General features: G+C 29.6%; 21 protein-coding genes. 6 read left to right on the top strand and 15 right to left on the bottom strand.

Going from position 1 to position 20,311, the window contains the following annotated elements; all coding sequences use genetic code 11:
• Positions 1-13: 13 nt before the first annotated feature.
• On the bottom strand, positions 14-838 hold the full coding sequence (locus tag FYJ81_RS13185; protein ID WP_119535999.1) for a VanW family protein: 825 nt from the start codon (positions 836-838) through the stop codon (positions 14-16).
• Positions 825-1,379, bottom strand: a complete 555-nt coding sequence (locus FYJ81_RS13180) for a YqeG family HAD IIIA-type phosphatase (RefSeq protein WP_107523670.1) — start codon at positions 1,377-1,379, stop codon at positions 825-827. Before FYJ81_RS13180 ends, FYJ81_RS13185 begins: the two co-directional genes overlap by 14 nt.
• A gap of 127 nt (positions 1,380-1,506) precedes the next feature.
• On the opposite strand from FYJ81_RS13180, the gene FYJ81_RS10550 reads away from it, so the two are divergent.
• Positions 1,507-2,172: a hypothetical protein gene (locus FYJ81_RS10550; RefSeq protein ID WP_107523671.1), complete on the top strand. Its 666-nt coding sequence runs from the start codon at positions 1,507-1,509 to the stop codon at positions 2,170-2,172.
• Positions 2,173-2,575: 403 nt separating this feature from the next.
• On the opposite strand, the gene mcrC is transcribed toward FYJ81_RS10550, so the two are convergent.
• The 5 genes from mcrC to FYJ81_RS10520 all read right to left on the bottom strand — a co-directional run bounded on the left by mcrC (position 2,576) and on the right by FYJ81_RS10520 (position 8,978).
• The gene (mcrC, locus tag FYJ81_RS10545; RefSeq protein WP_107523672.1) at positions 2,576-3,610 is read right to left on the bottom strand and encodes a 5-methylcytosine-specific restriction endonuclease system specificity protein McrC; all 1,035 of its coding nucleotides are present in this window, start codon (positions 3,608-3,610) and stop codon (positions 2,576-2,578) included.
• Positions 3,607-5,745 carry an AAA family ATPase gene (locus FYJ81_RS10540; RefSeq protein ID WP_119517938.1) on the bottom strand — a complete coding sequence of 713 codons (2,139 nt, stop codon included), beginning with the start codon at positions 5,743-5,745 and terminating at the stop codon, positions 3,607-3,609. Before FYJ81_RS10540 ends, mcrC begins: the two co-directional genes overlap by 4 nt.
• A 672-nt stretch (positions 5,746-6,417) precedes the next feature.
• Entirely contained in the window at positions 6,418-6,612 is a 195-nt protein-coding gene (locus FYJ81_RS10535; protein WP_107523768.1) for a hypothetical protein, read from the bottom strand.
• A gap of 233 nt (positions 6,613-6,845) precedes the next feature.
• Positions 6,846-7,397 (bottom strand): DUF488 domain-containing protein, encoded by a 552-nt coding sequence (locus tag FYJ81_RS10530; RefSeq protein WP_019469203.1) that lies wholly within the window; start codon positions 7,395-7,397, stop codon positions 6,846-6,848.
• 651 nt (positions 7,398-8,048) lie between these two features.
• Positions 8,049-8,978, bottom strand: a complete 930-nt coding sequence (locus tag FYJ81_RS10520; protein WP_107523704.1) for a helix-turn-helix transcriptional regulator — start codon at positions 8,976-8,978, stop codon at positions 8,049-8,051.
• A gap of 80 nt (positions 8,979-9,058) precedes the next feature.
• Here FYJ81_RS10520 and FYJ81_RS10515 point away from each other — a divergent pair, with 80 nt between their 5' ends.
• The 4 genes from FYJ81_RS10515 to FYJ81_RS13050 all read left to right on the top strand — a co-directional run bounded on the left by FYJ81_RS10515 (position 9,059) and on the right by FYJ81_RS13050 (position 11,373).
• The gene (locus FYJ81_RS10515) at positions 9,059-9,487 is read left to right on the top strand and encodes a VOC family protein (RefSeq protein WP_107523703.1); all 429 of its coding nucleotides are present in this window, start codon (positions 9,059-9,061) and stop codon (positions 9,485-9,487) included.
• Between the two features lie 360 nt (positions 9,488-9,847).
• Entirely contained in the window at positions 9,848-10,342 is a 495-nt protein-coding gene (locus tag FYJ81_RS10510; protein ID WP_107523702.1) for a hypothetical protein, read from the top strand.
• Positions 10,343-10,369: 27 nt separating this feature from the next.
• On the top strand, positions 10,370-10,873 hold the full coding sequence (locus tag FYJ81_RS10505; protein ID WP_107523701.1) for a hypothetical protein: 504 nt from the start codon (positions 10,370-10,372) through the stop codon (positions 10,871-10,873).
• 11 nt (positions 10,874-10,884) lie between these two features.
• On the top strand, positions 10,885-11,373 hold the full coding sequence (locus FYJ81_RS13050; protein WP_195837327.1) for a hypothetical protein: 489 nt from the start codon (positions 10,885-10,887) through the stop codon (positions 11,371-11,373).
• Between the two features lie 268 nt (positions 11,374-11,641).
• Here FYJ81_RS13050 and FYJ81_RS10495 read toward each other — a convergent pair whose 3' ends face one another.
• Together FYJ81_RS10495 and FYJ81_RS10490 are read right to left on the bottom strand one after the other, a co-directional pair.
• The gene (locus FYJ81_RS10495; RefSeq protein ID WP_230623014.1) at positions 11,642-12,082 is read right to left on the bottom strand and encodes an antibiotic biosynthesis monooxygenase family protein; all 441 of its coding nucleotides are present in this window, start codon (positions 12,080-12,082) and stop codon (positions 11,642-11,644) included.
• Between the two features lie 21 nt (positions 12,083-12,103).
• Positions 12,104-13,477, bottom strand: a complete 1,374-nt coding sequence (locus FYJ81_RS10490; RefSeq protein WP_107523729.1) for a cryptochrome/photolyase family protein — start codon at positions 13,475-13,477, stop codon at positions 12,104-12,106.
• Between the two features lie 183 nt (positions 13,478-13,660).
• On the opposite strand from FYJ81_RS10490, the gene FYJ81_RS10485 reads away from it, so the two are divergent.
• Positions 13,661-14,086, top strand: a complete 426-nt coding sequence (locus tag FYJ81_RS10485; protein WP_016911010.1) for a pyridoxamine 5'-phosphate oxidase family protein — start codon at positions 13,661-13,663, stop codon at positions 14,084-14,086.
• 176 nt (positions 14,087-14,262) lie between these two features.
• On the opposite strand, the gene FYJ81_RS10480 is transcribed toward FYJ81_RS10485, so the two are convergent.
• From FYJ81_RS10480 to FYJ81_RS10455, 6 genes are all read right to left on the bottom strand, one after another.
• Positions 14,263-15,768 carry a phytoene desaturase family protein gene (locus tag FYJ81_RS10480; protein WP_154409632.1) on the bottom strand — a complete coding sequence of 502 codons (1,506 nt, stop codon included), beginning with the start codon at positions 15,766-15,768 and terminating at the stop codon, positions 14,263-14,265.
• Complete coding sequence (locus FYJ81_RS10475) at positions 15,765-16,646, bottom strand: phytoene/squalene synthase family protein (RefSeq protein WP_154409631.1); 882 nt, start codon at positions 16,644-16,646, stop codon at positions 15,765-15,767. Before FYJ81_RS10475 ends, FYJ81_RS10480 begins: the two co-directional genes overlap by 4 nt.
• Before the next feature lie 55 nt (positions 16,647-16,701).
• Positions 16,702-17,745: a glycosyltransferase gene (locus FYJ81_RS10470; RefSeq protein WP_107523488.1), complete on the bottom strand. Its 1,044-nt coding sequence runs from the start codon at positions 17,743-17,745 to the stop codon at positions 16,702-16,704.
• A gap of 66 nt (positions 17,746-17,811) precedes the next feature.
• Positions 17,812-19,302, bottom strand: a complete 1,491-nt coding sequence (locus tag FYJ81_RS10465; protein WP_056936130.1) for a phytoene desaturase family protein — start codon at positions 19,300-19,302, stop codon at positions 17,812-17,814.
• Positions 19,303-19,776, bottom strand: coding sequence for a glycosyl-4,4'-diaponeurosporenoate acyltransferase (locus FYJ81_RS10460; RefSeq protein ID WP_107523489.1), 474 nt, complete (start codon positions 19,774-19,776; stop codon positions 19,303-19,305).
• A gap of 4 nt (positions 19,777-19,780) precedes the next feature.
• On the bottom strand, positions 19,781-20,281 hold the full coding sequence (locus FYJ81_RS10455) for a TspO/MBR family protein (RefSeq protein ID WP_002467556.1): 501 nt from the start codon (positions 20,279-20,281) through the stop codon (positions 19,781-19,783).
• Between the last annotated feature and the right edge of the window lie 30 nt (positions 20,282-20,311).

Genomic DNA, 20,311 nt, shown 5'->3' with positions numbered 1-20,311 from the left:
TTTATCAATTTTACTAATTATTTTGGGTCTTTGGTATTAAGTCATAATCAAACATAACTTCCGATTTATTATCTAATACTAATTCTTTATTTAACTCAATGGATGTTTCTTTATCTTCTGTCACTCTATAAATTTTAGATTTTCTGTAATATATACCGTTTTCCTCAACAAACCTATGATTTTCTTCAACAATTTTATATTTATAGGGTATGGGGCTTTCACTATTTAATATCGCTACTAATTCTTGGTTTTCACAGTTTAAAGTTATTTGGAAACTTTGATCTGTTGTATTTTTGAAACGATAATCTACATAGTTATAAGCGACTGAAGTACCATTAGCTAATGGTACACGCTTTCCAATATCTGAAGCTAGTGCATCGGAATGAAAATGAACTTCTGTTATTTTTAAAGGGCTATGCAGAATTAATAAATTAATTGTATTGGCTAAATTACAAAGTCCTCCTCCCATTCCTGCTTCAACTTTATTATTAATTATAACTCGTCCTTCTTTGTATCCATTCTTTTTATTCACTTTGCCTACTAATTTCCAAAACGAAAATACTTCATTAGGTTTTATTACTAATCCATTTATTTTTGAAGAAGATAATTCAATATTAAAAGCTTTATTTTCTTGTAAAATTGGGTCAATATCTTTGCCAGTTTTAATTATTTTAGATTTATGTCTATAAATCTCATTAGGCAAACGATTACTTAAATAACTATTTGAAAAGTTATTGTTACTTACTAAATCTTTCACATGTCTCCGTATCGTTTCCTTTCTCTCAGCCACTCTATACCATATAGGAATAATTTCACTTAAACTTTTACGCTTTTTCATTATAATTCACCTTCAATTTTTCAATTTTCGAATTCTTTTTAAAAATCCACTTTGTTAAAAAGAAAATCCATAAAACAGCTTTTTCAACCCTTCTTTTTTTACCTATTTTAACTTCATTTTCATGTAATAAGTACTTTACTAATACACTATCTATTTTAGTTAAATTAGCTCCAAGTATGTCAGTAAATATCTGATCCCCAATCAATAATATTTCTGACTTTTCAACTTCTAATCTTTCAATAGCTTTAATATATCCATTTTTATTTGGTTTATTAGCTTCATCTATAAATGCTATATTTATATTCTTATTAAAACGCTCAATACGACTTGCACTATTGTTAGATAAAAATATAGTTTTAAACCCTATTCTTTGTAATTTTTCAAATAATTCATCCACTTCTTTTGTAGAATCTGAACCATGAGGAACTAAAGTACTATCAATATCAAAAATCAGTCCCCTGTAACCTAGCTTATAAACTTTATAAAAATCTATATCAAAAACTTTTCTTATGTAAATATTTGGAAATAAAATATTAATCATTTTAACATAACATCCTTTTTTCAACATTTGAATTATTAAAATTATTATTGTATTGTATAGCAACAAAGTGTAAACTAACTATTAACTTAAGTCAAATTAGGAATTTAATATAAAAGGGGCGTCTATTTTGGAAAATTCTGAACTTATTGTCATGCTCACATATAATGACTTTACAGTGAAAAATGCATTTGAAGTTTTTGAAGAATGTAAAGATACTAACGTTAAATATTGGGGATTTAAGGATAAAGGAATTTCTTTAGAAGAAATGGTATCATTATATAATTATATGAAACAGTGTGGTAAAAATACCGTTCTAGAAATAGTTGAATACGAAGAAAAACAATGTTTAGAAGGCGCATATTTAGCCAAAGTTTGCAATTGTGATATTTTGATGGGAACTATTTTCTACGAATCTGTAAATGATTATTGCAAGAAACATAATATTAAATATATGCCATTTGCTGGTAACATAAGTAATAGACCATCTGTACTTCATGGAGAAATTGAAGAAATTATAAAAGAAGCAAACAATTACTTAGATACAGGTATCCATGGATTTGATTTGCTGGGATTTCGTTACATAGGTAATGCTACAAATTTAATTTCTAAATTCGTAGCTAACATAGATATTCCTGTCTGTGTTGCTGGAAGCATTGATTCTTATGAAAGACTCGAATTCATTAAGTCTATTTCACCTTGGGGTTTCACAATAGGTAGCGCATTCTTCGATAATAAATTTGGCGACACTTTTAAAGCACAAATTGACAAAGTATATAATTATTTAAATGATTAATCTACATTTTATTAAAAATATAACTTTACTTCTTATTAACCTCATATAGTCTGGTAGGTTCACAATCTCTTTAAATAGCGTCTGAAAAACCGCATCACTTATAATCGCTTCTCTTTGTTAGTGATATAGCAAAAAATGAACTCATTATTAGAGCAAATTTAAATCACTATATCAACAAGTAGTCAAACCCTACTCATTAATTTACGTAGGGTTTGTCTACATTTATTTATGTCCTGTTAGTATATGATTTTAGTAGTAAATTGTGTCAACTCTTGCGAGAAAACTACTAGACGAAGACTATAGACTAAGAAATTAGTCGTGGAAAAGTGAGCACAAAACTGTTAGAAAGTAGAAGTCTATAGATATAGTATTAGTTATAAAATATAATTAACCCAGCAGTAAATCAAATTTTAAAATATTCAAGTACTATTTGGTTCAATTGTTCTGAAACTTGAACAAAATCGCAATTTAGATCTAATGTTTTCACACTAATATGATTTCCACTCATTTGATAATCATTGTCGGGAACTACTTTTTCATCAGTTTTAGCATAAAGTAACATTCCCGAAACTTTTGCTGACTTTTCTTTTAAATCAATATCTAGATTTTTAACATAGGTGAAAATTTGATACAGATTTCCTGAATGAATTTTATTAACACCATAATTATTTTGTAATGTTTTAGTGTAATACTTAGTATCAATTATTAAATATTTATTATTACATGAAAGGATAATATCGGTCTTCATCACAGGTAACATATCACTAACTCCATCATCCACCATCCAAGGAATATAGGACGCTGTAACTGTTAATTGCGGAAATTCTTTTTTGTAATATTCAAAGATGAATTTTTCAAATAAACGTGATAGTTGTTGCTCATCTGAGTAATCCATTAGTTGATTACTTCCATCTTTTTTTGACTGTAGTAATCCTTTAATAATTAGATAACATATAGACGTTAACATTTTATATGTTTGATTATTACGAGTAAATTGTAAATTCCAATTGATATTATGTTTTTCTAATGTATCTACTTTGTCAAAAAATAATAATAACTTTTTAATTTTTTTCTTTCTCTCATTTGAAATTTCAGTTTTAAGTAACAAAATCATAGTTGTTTTTATTATCTTATTCATATACATATTAATCGAAAACTCATCATATGAACAATTGAGCTTCTGATTCATGATATCTAGATTTTTAATAGATTCTGTGATATTAATTTTGCCTCGAACCATTTTCAAAGATTCTTTTTCTTCTACGTATTCATGATGTAAGCCACGTTTTAGTTGAATAGATACACCCTTAATTAAAATAGCTGCATACAAATCAATTGCATTCTCAAAATCTTCCGTCGCGACTTTACGGTAACCTTTTTCATTTAGTACTTTATATGCATATGACAACATATAATATACATTCTTAATAGCTATCATTGAATAGCTCCTCTTAATTTTTCAGACCATGAATCTACCTTATCTGGTTCATCAAACCAATATTCATTTATTAACGGAATAATTTCATATTCTACTATATTCTCTAATTCATAGTCAGTAACATTTGATAAGTTGCAGAAATAACTATGGCCAATAATAAATCCTTCACCAAGTGACTCATCTCTTTTAATTTCAGAGTTCAAATTTAAAATACATTGAATAAGAGAATCAAATTTAGCACTAGCTAGCTTTTCTTGATATAACCTAAATCCTGTTGTCATAAATCCTGTTGTCATATTATAAAAGGCAAATCGTCTACGCAATGCATAATCTAACATTGCTAAACTGCGATCAGCTGTATTCATCATTCCAAGAATATAAATATTTGGAGGGACAGAAAACTTTTCGTCTGCGTATAATAACTGAAGTTCTGTTCCGCGTTTATCATTCTCTATTAACATGAATAGTTCTCCTAAAATCTTACTTAGATTTCCACGGTTAATTTCATCAATAATAAAGAAATAATCATTTTCTATATCATTTTCTGCTCGTTTACAAAAATTGTAGAATGTACCTTTACGGAGTTCGAATCCTGATTCTGTTGGTCTAAACCCCATAACAAAATCTTCATAAGAATAATTTTGATGAAATTGAACCATTTGAACACGTTTTTTATCCTTTACTCCCATCATTGAATAAGCTAGTCGTTTAGCTACAAAAGTCTTACCAACACCTGGAGCGCCTTGTAAAATAACATTTTTCTTTCTTCTAACTAAATTTACTAACTTAAGATAATCCTCTTCTTCCATAAATACATCATTTAAAAAATGATTTCTATCATAATTTGGTAAGACTATTTCTGTTTCATCTTCTATATCAATTTTATCTTCTTCAAATAATTTTTTAAGATTTTCAACAAAATCATTATATGGTGTAATATTGGTTAAAGTTTTAGGGGCTGGTTTTATAGAAGTGATCCATTCTCCTTTATCTTTCCAATCGACTGTACGTATATTTTTAAATTCTTGATTTGGATGATACTCATGTTCAGAAGTAACTATTCCCCAGCCAATTATTTGTTTTTGGCCTTTTTTAACATAAACAATATCTCCAATTTTCATTTCATTAGTAAATTGCCAAATAGCATTCGTAATATTAATATAGTTGTTTGTATTTCCATTAATTTCTTGTAATTTTTCTTTCATGTCTCCTCTACTTGTATACTTTGAAAAATCTTCTAATTCTTCCCAACCTATCGCCATAAGTCCTTTTTTATAAAACGTATCCCAATTAATTGCTTGAGACCCTGGTGAAAATATCCAATAATTCATTGATTCAACATCTTTATCTGCATCTGTTGTTTCAATTTTATTCTTTTTTTGTAAATTAATTTTTTCAGAATAAAGCCAAGCATCGTAACTCAATTCAATAAAGTTATCAATTAAAATTTCTTCATTTGAAAGATAATCTTGTATGTTATCAATTATTTCTATGTATTCTTCACCTGATAATTTGCCATTTATTCTAGGTAACCTATTTATTGTTTCACCAGTAATTTCACCAGATTCATATATATACCATCTAGAACGAGAATCGAGATTGACAAATTTTTCTGGAGCAATCCAGTATAAACCACTTGTCAATTTACTATTATGAATTCCTTTTTTGGACATAACTTTATCAAAATATTCTATGAATTTTTCTTGAGAAGTAGATGTAGGATCCTTAGCAAAATCTAATGCTGCCTTAAATAGCATCCAAAGTTCATCAATATCTTTTGCATTGCGATCACCTTCAAAATAATAAAATGTAGCTCCCATATTATTGATAGTTGGAATACTCTCAAAACTATTTGGTAATTCTGCCTTAATTTCGAAAAGTTCTGCTATTGCTTCCAATATTTTCACCTTATTTGCTAAAGTTAACCTGCTTTTATTAAATAAAGCAAACACTGTAAATGGATCAATATCTGTTAAATCATTATTTCTCTCTAAAGTTGGTAGTTTAATTTCAGTCATTTTATATATTTTTTTTACTTTTTCAATTAAATCCTTACGATTTTCATGATATTCCAATAGTTTTATAGCAAATTCTTTATAAAAATCAACCCATATTATATCTAATGCATTTTTCATTAAATCATCCCCCTATAAATACCATTACGATAACTTTTTATTTATATTTTATTAAATATAACATATGATTAGTATTGAAGTTCTTTAGCTTCTACCACATATTCTAAGCTTCCAACAATTAGTTTAATTCTATCTTCAAAATGAAATTAGAACATTAATCGATTTAATATCTGTTACTTTCATATTCTTTAATTTCATATTAACTTCCATAATTTTATCATGCTAATTACAACTTATTGTTTATTTTTATTTATGATATGCTTTTGCTCATCGGTTAATGATGTGGTTTTCAATTTATACAACGAATCACATACATAAGTTTGACCGTATCTTTAATGTGATCCACCCATTTATCACCTTTTTGTCATTGCAATTATTAAAAATTCAGCTATAAAATCTTTGATTTTCGCGTTCACTTTTGGTTTGAATAAATATATTTCCTCATCACTATTTTCAATCATTTAGTCATATCTTAAGATGCCCTTTAAAAACATTAGATCCAATCGAATTACTAATATAATGTAAAATAGTTCCTCTAACAACTATATACTAGAGGTACTATATATTTTTATGAATTTCTACCATTCCGATACAGATGAAAATAAGCATAATATACAAAGTCACTCACTTAAAAAATTTTGGGACAAATCTTTCATCAATTTTAGAATCTATTTATACTTTCGTTTGCAGTTTCCATAATTTATAATATTCACTTTGTCGATTTAAAAGCTCTTGATGTGTTCCAGATTCTATCACTTCACCATTTTTCAGAGTGTAGATCACATCCGCATTCATTACATTACTTAGTTTGTGTGTAATAACAATTACGGTTTTACCATTTTTCACTAAGTGATCAACATTATTCATAATTCGATTTTCCGTTGCACTATCTAAAGCACTCGTTGCTTCATCAAAAATATATAAATCAGGATCTTTTTTGTTAATTAATTATATAAATGTATGATTGGATGCTGTTAAATTATTTCAAATGACCTATTGTATTATTAAATATCTATCAAATAGCATCACTTGTGACACACTACTGGGTCTTCTTTGATCATGTGATTTTTATTCATTACTTTTTTATTTATCATTGGAATTTATTTTGTCATAAAGGGATATACAACATGTCCATCATCTTCAATGATAGGCATAGCTCCCCATTCTCCTAATTTATGCGATTTTAATTCAATGCCATTATTATTTAAAATAACATGTGTTACATTTTCATTATGTGCCTGTAGCCAATTACTAATAATCAAACGATGACATCTTGAAGGATGACGTTCAGCACATAACAATGCAACCACATTATTATCTTTTTCTTCCATCAATATATTGATACCTTCTTTAAAATCGTCGGTCAAAGTATAATCTGCATAATTGTGAAATGATTGATTTTTCCAACCAGCATTCAAATTTTCTCCAACTACGCCAGAACGTTTTCTTCTTCCGCCTAGTAATGAAATGTGTTTATATTTTATATTGTGCTCTTTTAGCCAATCCATGAAGTCATGTTGGTTATATTGTGGATGTTTTTTACTATTTGGAAATGAGCGAACATCTATAATTTTTGTTATCTTAGCTTTTTCTAGCATTTCAAGAAATGTTTCTAGATTATAATTATAATGACCTATTGTAAATATTGTCACTTCTTACCAATCCCTCCGTCATTTTTAAAGTATAAGTGATGTTATTACAATACCTAATTATCATTATTATTTCGCTTATTAAAGATAAGATAAATTATTACTATTGCTATAGGAATGAAAGCAGAAAAAATAGCTGAATAACTACCATTTTTAATTAAAAGCGGTAAGCAGACTGCCATAATTATTAAGCATATAGTTAACACTATAATGGCATAAACTTTACTTTTATTCATCCTGTAACTCTCCTTCAACTTATTATTTTCATAAATATTACAGATCTTCTTGTGTAAAAGGAGTTCTGTACGCTCCTCTCATTTTCTTAGCTGAAATAAAACATTCTGTATAGACTGGATAAAGTATTTCTAAATTTAACTTTGTATTCGAAATTCTGATACCCAGGTATAATCTAATCCATTCCTTAGAGCCATAAAAAATACTCCAGTTATCAAGGCTGCCCATATATTATTTTCCATCAATTCACTTCATACTATATTATACACAACCCCCTTTTTTTAGTTTTATTTGTGGTACTCTTCTGCTTATCGGTTGGTTATGCGGTATTCTAATTATACAACGGATTAATTATATATGTTTAAGCTTATCATTTATGTGATACTCACCTTTATCATTGCCATTATAATTAATTTACTATTAGTACATATTTATTATTTTAGTTAATTCAGCTTTAACAGCTTTTTTCAAACTAATAGGAGATTCTACTTTGACATTGGCACCACATGTGACTATTAATTTAGCTATAAAATCTATATCTTTCACGTTCACTTTCGATTTAAACAAATATGTCTCTTCGTTAATGTTTTCAATCATATAGTCACTCCACAGATATCCTTTCAAGATATTTAATCCAATGATATTGCTTCTAATTTGTATATTAATGGCATTTTCATTTTTAACCATGAACTGTTGAAAATTCTGCATAGTTATATCATTACAGTCTTGTGTTTCTCCCATTTCATATAATTCTTCTATTTTTGAAATATTTAATAGCTTCACTAATTTGAATGCTATATTAGCAACAACGAAGTACCATTGCTGATTTTTATACAAGATACCAATACCTTTATATTGTCCTTTAAAGTAATTTTGTGAATAACATATTTTAAAAGACTTATTACCAATTATTAATCTAATGATTTCATTAAATAATTTATAATTTTTGAGTTGATACGTGTCTTCATTAAAATATTGAAATACCCCATTATATTGGTTTATCAGTTCTTTTTTATTCGAATTATTATATAACTTTTTTAATATTTCTTGGTATTCTGTTTGAAAAGGTAACTTACTCACATTTGAGATACTTGAAAGCGTAAATACTAAAGCTTTCAATTCTTCGTCTGTGATTGCTATTTTCGTTTGGTTTCGATTACCTATAGTCGTATAGCCACCATTTTTCCCTGTACTACTATATAAAGGCATTCCCAATGCTTCAATTTCCTTTATATCCCTTAGAGCAGTACTACGAGAAATATTAAATTCTGACATTATATCTTTCAACTTGAAATTCCTATTTTCATTACAATATTCAATCATATGATATAACCTAATAGATTTTTTCATTATTATTCCCCTTTTGGTATCAATAGGTGAAACTATTAAAATGTATACTCTATTTATAACAAATCTAAGGAGGAAAAACTATGAAATTTCAAGTAAGTCCCTATTTTTTAATTACACAAAATGCAGATGGTTTAAAAAGGTTGTATGAAGAGCTATTTGGCGCTAAAACACTCTACATCCAACGTGTTGAGGATAGACCTAAAGATAAGCAACTTAATATCGATAAAAATGATTTAAATAAAATTGACCAATGTGTACTTCAATTTGGAGATATAAAAATTATGATTGCGGATGATACAGAAGGTTTACCTATAACCCAAGGTAATAATATATCGCTTTGTATCACTTTTGACCACGTAGAAGAAACTAAACGTGTTTATGACCAGTTAATCGAAAAAGGCAGTGAGGTATTAAAAGCATTTAGTCCAGAGTTCTATACTGAAGGTTATGGTTATGTAAGAGATCCTTATGGTATCTCTTTCCATTTATTTACAAAGAGAAAAGATTAAACTAAGTTTCTAGTGTTCTATTACAGATATTTCTTCAGTTATATAAAAAATCCACTTACGTATTTTATGCGTAAGTGGATTTTTTATACATAACTTATTTTTCTTTATTTATAATACAGTCAAAAATTTACCGGCTCTAATAATTCAATGATTTCACCATTAGGAAAAGAAATTTCACAAATTATAGAAAGTAAATTGGGTCAGCCAATAGAAATTAAAGAACAATAAAGACATAATATTTTTCAAAGACATATTGACTTAAAAAATATGTCTTTTTAATTATTCTAATAATACATATAGAAAAGCGTAACAAAATAGATTAATATAAAAATAGAATAGATACAGAATGGGGATAGTTATATGAAAAAATTATTAATGGTATTAACATCAATCGCTTTAATCGCAGTTATCGGAGCAGCAGGAGTATTTGGATATAGTAGTTTTAAAAGCTTAACAGATAATAAAGAGGATAAAAAAACTGAAGAAGTATCTAAAAAGAAAGAAAATAAAAATCAAGAAAGCGCTAATGAAAAAGTTACACAACAACAAGATCAAACTCAAGAAGTAAATAGTAATGAGCAACAGGAACAAGTTAATACAGAAAATGATAATGTGAACGCTCAACAAAGTCAACAACAAGAAACAGTGACTGAAGAAGAGACTCAAGTAACTGATAACGAAGGTAACAATATAAATGATATGGATTCAGAAGAATTTATTTCTAAATATACAGAAGGAATGGATGAAGAAGAAGCTCAAACAGTAAAAGATATGGCTGAAGAAGATTCAGGATATGAAGATTTCTTACGTGGACAAGTAGAAGCTAGACAAAACGACCAAGGTGGAAATTATTAATATAATAAATAAGAAGAGGAAATTGAAATGAAAAAATTATTAATGACATTAACGTCAATCGCTTTAATCGCAATTATCGGAGCAGCAGGTGTTTTTGGCTATAGTAGTATTAAAGATTTAATGGACAGTAAAGAAAATAATAAAAATGAAGTAAACAAGAAAGATGAGAAGAAAGATCAAAAAGAAGAATCAAATAGTGATGAAGAAGTTCAACAACAACAAGATCAAACTCAAGAAGTAAATAGTAATGAGCAACAAGAACAAGTTAATACAGAAGATCAAGAACTAAATCAAAACGAAGAAATAGCTAAAGCAGACAAAGATGGAGACGGAGTTGCTACGACAGATGAAATGACACCAGAATTAGAAGAATTAGCTAGACAAGGTAAATTCCAACCTACTTCACGTGAAATGTATTATCAAGATGAAGAGTTAGAAGAAGAACAACCTAAAGGTGATGTTGGAATGGATTTAGATGAACAACAAAGAAACATAGATGCAGCTAAAGCGGCCCAAGATAGTGAAGAATAGAGGAAAATAAAATGAAAAAATTATTAATAGCATTATCAATCTTAGCAGTAGTTGTAGTATTATTAGCCGCAGGCGTTTTTGGCTATTCAAAATATAAAGAAGTAGAAATGAAACAACAGAACTTAGAAACTCAGTTAGAAAATAAAAATGAAGAATCCTCAAATACATCAGTTTCTTCCGATGATCAAGCAACAGAAAGTACAGAAGAAACACAAACAAAAGAAGACAATTCAACTGAAACTAGTCAAGAAGAAAATAAAGATGAACAAAAAGTAACTAGGGATAATGTATTTGACTATGCTTTAGCTGCCATAAATGAAAATGGCGATGCTGACTTAATGAAATTCCAAGAACCATCTTATAGTGATGGAGTATGGACAATTGACGCTAATAATAAATCTGGTGTAGGATCTAACATGATAAAAGTTTATGATGATGGTTGGGTACAGATATATAATGGCGTTGGTGATGTGATTCAGGAAACACAAATTGAACTATAATTAAATTGAATAATTGCATAAATATGATTTAATATATAATTATTAAAAAATTGAATCCTGCTATTTTATAACCTTCCTCAAATCAAAAAAGAGATTAAACAACTTAATTTTGTTTAATCTCAAAGTTAAAAAATCGCATCACTTGTGATACGCTTCCCCTTATCAGTGATTTTGCTAAAATTTTTATATCGCTTAAAAAATAGGCAAGTTAGTATTTAAATAACTCGCCTATATGTTTGCAGAAATATCATTTAATTCAAAAATTATGTTATTTAAATTCTAAACTAATATTAAATGATAGGTTTCTGTTTACAATAGATTTATCAGCACCTTGTTTGGTTCCTCTATTTTTATGGGATGCTTTATATTCCTGAGACTCTTGCCAATGTTTGTAAGCTGCTTCGTCTTGCCAAAACGTAATGATAACATGATGTTCATGTGTACTATGTGGCTTTAGAAATAATAGATTTTCAAACCCTTCAGTATTCTCTAGATGTTTATCTCTATTTAAGAACACACGCTCGAAGTCTGCCTCTAAACCAGGATTAGCATATAAATGGTTTAAAACTGCATAACCATATTGTGGCAAATCATTAATTTGTTCTAATATTGTATAGTGATATGTCACATTAAATCTATTAATAGTTACCTCATTATTATTTTTGTCTAAATAAATACGATGTATTTCATTTTTCAACAAATGAATCACTCCTTTTTATTGGATGATATGTCAAAATTGCTTAAATTTATCCATAACATAATCTCTACTATTTTTATGATTCACGATAGTCTGTGGATAATCTTTTCCAATTTCAATATGATAAATTTCTTGTAACTTGTCTTTATATTTAGTTGGATCATGAATGTATTTACTGCTCACATCATTAAATATTTCTAGCTGTGTTTTAATAAAATACCCTTGCGCATCAAAACGCTCACTTTGACGTATAGGATTAAACATTCTGAAATAAGGCACTGCATCTGTTCCAGTTGATGCTGACCACTGCCATCCATGTACATTAGATGCATTATCATAATCTATCAAATACTGTCTAAAGTACTCCTCCCCCCAAGTCCAATCAATAAATAAATTTTTCGTTAAAAATTGTGATACGACCATTCGTAAGCGATTATGCATATATCCTGTACGATTCAGCTTCTTCATTGCAGCATCAACGATTGGGTAGCCAGTTTGACCTTTTTTCCATACTTCAAAATGTGTTTTATTATAAGACCATTGCATGTTTCGATATTTTTCAGAAAAAGATTTAGTTGCCGTTTCTGGATACTGTGTCATTAACACATAATAAAATTCACGGAATAGAACCTCTCTTATAAAAGCTTCATAATTTTTTTCATCGCTCTCATAATCTTCAAGTAAATCATTTATAATTTCACGAATATCGAGTAGTCCATATGCTAAATATTTACCTAATCCACTTACAAAATCCTGCGACACATCGTCAGTCAATTTATCATAATGAGCTATGTCACTATTTAAAAAATCATCCCAAGCTTTACGCGCTAACTTTTCTATATCTTTATTATTTTCAAATTTTAAGTCACTTTGATTTGAACCCTTTTCTGCAATTTGAGACAACTGCTTAAATTGATAACTTTTTTTAGGGGTGTTTACTAAATCCTGACGATTTGCTTTATAAAAACTAGTAAATACTTTATAAGGCTGTTGCTGTTTATTAAAAGTCTTTGTTGGCTCAAAATAATGATTCACGCGCTGTCCAATTACTGTAACTTGGTGATTTTCAAAAGCCTTTTTTACATGAGGATAGTCATATATTTCTTTGTGATAACTCATAATATCTTTTGCTACTAATACGTGAGATAACGCCAATGTTTCGGCTAATTCACCTAGCTTTTCATATGTGACAATATGAGGTTGTATATCATGCTTATCTAAAGCATTTACAAATCCTTTTACAACTTTATAGTAATATTCACGTTTTACTTCTGATGCGTCAGTTAAATCTTCTAAAGGTAAGATAAAATACAATTTATTTATCTCATTTTGATGCTTCACTATATATTGAAAAAGTGGATTATCTTTCGTTCTAAAAACTCTGTTAAGTATGACTCCTAAATGCATTTTATTGCCTCCCAGCTTGTTTCATACAAATTCACTTTATAATTGTCCTTTAACTTAAGATTGTGTTTTCAATCATATACCCGTTTTAACTTTTGTATAATTCACTAAAAAATAAAATAAATTTTAATACCTTACATATTATAGGCAACTTCAGGGTATATTATTATCAGAGGTGATTAAATTATGAATAACGAACAATTACAAAATGAAATTGAAAATATATTAAATACATCAAAAATAGGTGTCCTATCTACTGCACATAACAATACACCTAATAGTAGATACATGGTATTTTATAATGATGGACACACACTTTATACTAAGACAAGCATTGAGTCTAAAAAAATTGCTGAATTTAAAGATAATCCCAAAGCTCATGTACTTATAGGTTACGATGAAACGAATAATCGTAGTTTTCTAGAAATTGATGCTAATGTTGAAATACTGAAAGATCAAGAGACTATTGATTGGATTTGGAACAAACAAGATAAGTCCTTTTTTGACTCTAAGGATGATCCAAACTTGTGTGTAATTAAAGTAATACCAAAATCCATAAAAATTATGAACGATAAAAAATTAGACACACCACAAACCATTACGTTCGATTAGTTAAAAAGGCGAGCCTGGGACATAAATAGATGTCTCAGGCTCGTTTTCAATTTGGCAGTAGGTGACTGAATTGAAAATGCTATTATATCAAGCTTTTTTCAATCCTAGTCACCCTTGCCGGGGTGGGACTACGAAATCTATATTAGAAAATTTGATTTCTGTCCCACTCCCGTTTTTTATATACCATTATTAATATCTTCTAACATAGCATCAACTGTAATTTTAGCACTCGTCAGTACAATTGGCACTCCTGCCCCTGGATGAACACTAGCTCCAGCAAAATACAAATTTTTGTAATCTCTGCTCACATTAGGCGGTCTGTAATAGTTACTTTGCGCTAAAGTAGGCATTAAACCAAAGGCTGCTCCAAATTTAGCATTATAATCTCCTTCAAAATCCTTAGGTGTATAAATAATTTCTGTCACAACTTGCTTTTTCAAATCTTCTAACGCTTTAATCGTAGAAAGCTTATTGTAAATAATATCTTTCACTTGTGTGATTGTTGACTCATCGGACCAATCCGTATCACCTGTTTTCAATTCTGAAACAGGCATCAGCACATAAATACCTGTTTGACCTTCTGGCGCTAACGACTGATCTTCCACACTAGGAGCGTATACATATATTGATGGATCTTGGGATATTTCCCCGGAAAATATTTCATTGATATTATTATCAAAATCCTTTGAAAATATAACATTATGTAACAAGATATCTTCAGATAAATCTTTATCAACCCCTATGTACATTAAAAAGGCTGAGCAAGAATAGTCCATATTATCAATTTTCTGTGTCGTATACTTCTTAGGATGATGTTCATTTTTAATTAAAGATGAAGTAGCATATGGGAAATCAGCAGTACAAATTATTTTGTCATACTTTTCTATATGTCCGTTTACTTTTAGTCCCTCCGCACACTTATACCTACCATCAATGATAATTTCTTCAACGTTTGCGTTGGTATAAATTTGAGTACCTAATTCTTCATTTAGCGTTTGAAGCGCTCTGACAAAGCTATACATACCACCTTTTATAAAGTGAACACCAAACATTAACTCTATCATGGGTATAATTGAATACAATGACGGGCTTCGTTTAGGGTCGATACCTATATATAATGTTTGAAACGCTAAAATCTTTTGGATTTTTTCATTATCAACATATTTTTCAATTAAATTATCTGCTTTATCAAATGTTTTGAGTTTCATACCTTGATATATAATAAAAGGATTATAAAAATCTGTAGGTTTCCTAAACGTACGTTCTAGAAAATATTTTCGTGCTATTTCGTATCTTTCGTATATATCTGTTAAAAAGGACATAAAACCATGTGTAGAGTTAGGTTCAATACTTTCAAGCATATCTCTTAATTGAGCAAGATCTGTAGGAACGCGAATTTGATCTGTTTCACTAAAATAAACATCATATATATGTGATAATTGTTTAATTTCCAAGTAATCATTCATATTTTTTTGAGCGTAATTAAAAACGTCTCGATAAATCTCAGGCATCATTACGATGGTTGGTCCCATATCAAATGTAAATCCATCTTGCTTGATCTGATTCATCCTGCCACCTATTTGTTGGTTCTTTTCATATAAATCTACTTGGTGACCGTTTGCTGCTAATCTTGAAGCTGCAGCTAAACCTGAAACACCGCCGCCTATAACTGCAATCTTCATAATGTTTCACTCCTATTATATTTCGCACTAAGTTCACGATAAATTTTCATTTTTTTCAATTTGCTTACATATACTTTCTTATGCAACGTATAGTTTGCCTTCCTTACTTCCACAAGTATTTCATGATAAGCTATCGCAGCTAATTCGATAATGTAACGTACCTCTTCGTCAAAATAATTAATACCGTTTAATGCAATATCATATAACCTAACTGCCTCTGTAGCGTAACTTTCCCACAGTTCTATATAATTTGGCGTAACTCCTTCATAATATATAGAATGTAGATTAACTCGATATTGAGCTAATTTTTCTACACTTAGATAAATTCTTCCATTTTGAAAATCTTCACCGACATCTCTTAAAATATTAGTTATTTGCATTGCCTTGCCTAAAGCAATCGCAGCTTCTTCAGCTTGTTCGAAATTATTTTCATTTGATGAAGTTAATATAGGAGTTAACAATTCACCGACAGTACCTGCCACACCATAGCAATACTCATATAAATCTGAATCAGTTTGCATTTCTTTTAAAACTAAATCTTCCTTCACATATTGAATTAAAGATTCGAACGGTTTTTTAGGTATTGTATATGTATTCAATGTATTACTTAAAGCATTCATAATAGCTGCGTCACTTTGATACGATTGAATATAATCACAATCGCTATAAATCACATCTAAATCTCTAGCTATGCCGTCTAATTGCTCAAGGTCTTTGTATTTATCAATACTGTCATCTATAATTCTGCAAACTGCATAAATAGACCAAATTGCTTTTTTCCTTTTTAGATCCAAAAAATCAAAGGCATATGAGAACGTTTTTGAATGTTCTTTCATTATATTGTGACAATGGTTATAATCTCTCTCTAATTGATTCATTTATTGGCCTCCTCAGTAAGCCTAGAACTTCTTGACATTTGTATAAAAAACTAAGCTATAAATTTATTCTACGGCCTTTCCAATATATACGTTTGAATACATTGATATCTAACCATGATTTAAAAAATATCACGACAAAGCATATGAAGAGCAGTGGATGACATAAACTCGCAACGATATTAAAATTTCCTGTTCTTCGAATAAATATATGAAACTGTACAGCATATATAAAATATAAAGTAATAGCTAATAATATATATATCGAGCCTAAATTAATTGAAAAAATTATCGCTAAAACTGTTGTAAGTGAACCAAATAGCCATAAAAATACAAACGTAAGCGTAGACTTTTTAGTTATTTGAGAGCCAAGTGCAAAATGTTTACTCCAACCCTCTAATAGCGCTTTATATCCTTGAGAATACATTCTAAAATTCACTACACTTTGGCCTTCATGCAAACTAATTGGCAAACCTTGCTTATTATATGCTTTACTTATTGCAAAGCCTTCAATGATTTGATTTTTAGCTTTCAAATGTCCTTGTGTCAATTTATAATCTTGCTTATTTGTCACAAGGACTGGTCCAAACGCGCCTTGCTCATTATTTGCTGATTTCGTGATTGAAAATTGATTCATACCTACGATTGTCATTAAATTAAAAATCGCCGATATATTTTCATATAGCTTTTTTATCTTGTGATAAGGTTGTATTGACAACAAACCTTTACCACCTTGTAAATCATATTGATTGGCTATACTTTGAATACTATCATCACAAGCAAACTGAACATCAGCATCAACAAACATCAATAAATCATGCATTGCATATTTGCTACCTTGCCAACAAGCATGTGACTTACCTTGCCATATAGTATCATTTTCAACAGTATATACGCTCGCACCATAATATCTAGCGACAACTTGTGTCTCATCAGTTGAACCATCATCCATAACAATTACTTCTATTTCTTGCTCTTTACTTATACTGTTAAGTAATTTAGGTAAGTTCTCCGCTTCATTTCTAGCAGGTACAATAACACTGACGGCTGTCTGACCTCTTCCTTTTCCGGAGTTATTTATAATCGCTCGACGCGCATACATACACATTCCACTTATTAGTGATAGTATCGTCGATACTATTGCTATTATATAAAGTATCATTCAGCCTCAACTACTTTCTCCATTAATAATAGCTTCTGCTACTTGCATACCACTCAAAGTAACCATAGGCATACCAGAGCCAGGATTTACAGAACCACCTACAAAGTACAAATTTTTGAAGTACTGACTTTTTTTAGGAAATTTAAAACCTTTATTTTTCTTCTTATTGGATACTACGCCATATATAGCTCCTTTATTAGAATTGTATGTATTTTCTATATCATGTGGTGTCCATACGTCTTCATATACAATGTGCTTTCTCAAATCTTTCAAGCCCATGGACTCTAATTTATCCAATATACGTTCTTGGAATTGCAGATATTCTGCTTCACTAAATGACTTACTCTGAATGTACGGTATGTGTGGCAATATTTTTATATTCTCGTGTCCCTCTGGCGCCTGTGTCTTATCTGTTTTATTTGTATTCACTACATAAATAGTCGGATCTTCAGGCAAAACATACTGGTGAAAAACTTGATCATAATTAACTTTAGAATTACTTGAAAAGAAAAAGTTATGATGTTGAAGCTCTGGATAACTTTTGTCCACACCAAGATGCATGACATAACCTGAACTAGCTGGCTCAAATTTACGTTCCAATTTGTTTATTTGGTTTGCATCAAAATTCAATAAATACTTATAAACAGGGATTACTTCCATATTAGATATAATGTAATCTGCATATATTTCCTTATTACTTTCTATTGTTATCCCTGTCACCTTATTTTGACTATTATAATTGATACGTTTTACAGGGGTGTTAAAATGTATGCCCACACCTAATTTTCTCGCTAATTGTTCCATCGCTTCCGCTAACTTATGAATGCCACCATCTACGTACCACAAACCTTCCTCATGTTGCATTTGAGGTAATAAACTCAATACAGCCGGAGCATCATAAGATGAGGAGCCGACATATTTTATGAAATAACCTAGCATTTCTCTTAAATATGGGTTATCTACCCTTTTATTAATGGCTTGTTGCATTGTATGAAAATAATCGAATTGCTTTAAAGCTGAAAACGGACCATGATAACGAATAATTGCAAACATCGTATCTAATCCCTTATCAAAGTAGCTTTTTTCAGCAACTTGATGTATCTTTTGTGCGTAACTAAAAAACGAAGAAAGTTGCTCTATATCTTTATTTGTTAACGATTCATTATTTGTTAACATATCTTCCATGGATTCATATAAATCTAAAATTTGGCCATCTGGATAAACGTTTCTAATCTGTAAACTTAACTTACGAATGCTAACATAATCTTCTAGCCTTTCATCACATCGTTGAAATAGGCGTTGAAATACTTTAGGCATGGTTAAAATTGATGGACCGAGATCAAATCCATAGTCATCTATGTCTAACCTATTTACCTTTCCACCGATATGCTTATTTTGTTCATATAAATCCACTTGATAGCCTGCTTGAGCCATACAAATTGCACTGGCAATCCCTCCCAAGCCACCTCCTATGACAACCACTTTCTTATTTCCCATTTAATCACCTTTTCTTTTTTGTAATTTATTATAAATACGTATTAACTTAGGGCGATTATAGCGCTGAACAATCATACAAGGCACATTAGCTATAATGACATATATAAAATTAATTATTTTAACACTTTTTGACGCCTTAAAAAACGCAATAACAGGAAATATGGATAGCAGATGAACCACCTCTGCACGTCTAGTTTCTAATATAAATCGCTGTATATCATTCATATTTTTAGATAAATCGAAAGTCGCTTTACTACTGATATTAGGGTTAAGATTTTGACCGTCTGGCAAATGATCTTTCCAATATTGCACTTTAACTAATTGTTGCCATAATTGACCCTCTTGTTCAAAATTCCAACTTCGAAAATACTGATTATCTTTTTCTAAGAACTTATAACTAATACGAGTACCAAGTTGAGCAATAATCATTTGAACTATAAACCAATATAGCGCAATATATATAATCTTTTTCATCAATTTAATGCTCAGATTTCGCTGTATAGCTTGGGTTATCTTTATTTAAATACCAATTACCAGCTGTTAAATAAGTAGCAAAAGCGCTCCAAAGCATATATGGAACTAGTAAAATGCCAGCAACTTTTTTTACATTGAAAAATTTTACAGTTGTTGTAACTACTGCGCCCAGTAATACAACACTCTCTATCAACGCACTAAAGCGTAATTTATATTTGAAGTATAATATCGACCATAGATAATTCAGGCTTAATTGTGAGTAATAAGCACCTTTCAAAGCCTTACTAGTAGATTTATTAGTCACTAATGCATAAGCTACGCCCATCGTTGTATAAAGTATTGGCCACACAATTGGAAAGACATAGCCGGGTGGTGAAAAAGGTGGTTTAACATTATTTTTATAATCTTTTCTCGCGTTTTTCACTGCAAATTTCCCTATAAATTTACCACCTGTAATTGGTGTTATAACTTTTATAATTGTTTTAATTATCTCGTTTGCTTTCATAGTTGATCCCCTCTTTTTTTGTAAAAGTAA

It is taken from the genome of Staphylococcus sp. McC-251-APC-3A2 (assembly GCF_009695665.1).
GTDB classification, from domain to species: domain Bacteria; phylum Bacillota; class Bacilli; order Staphylococcales; family Staphylococcaceae; genus Staphylococcus; species Staphylococcus cohnii.
Note: the sequence above shows the minus strand (reverse complement) of the source record. Positions and strands in the feature narration are given on the sequence as shown.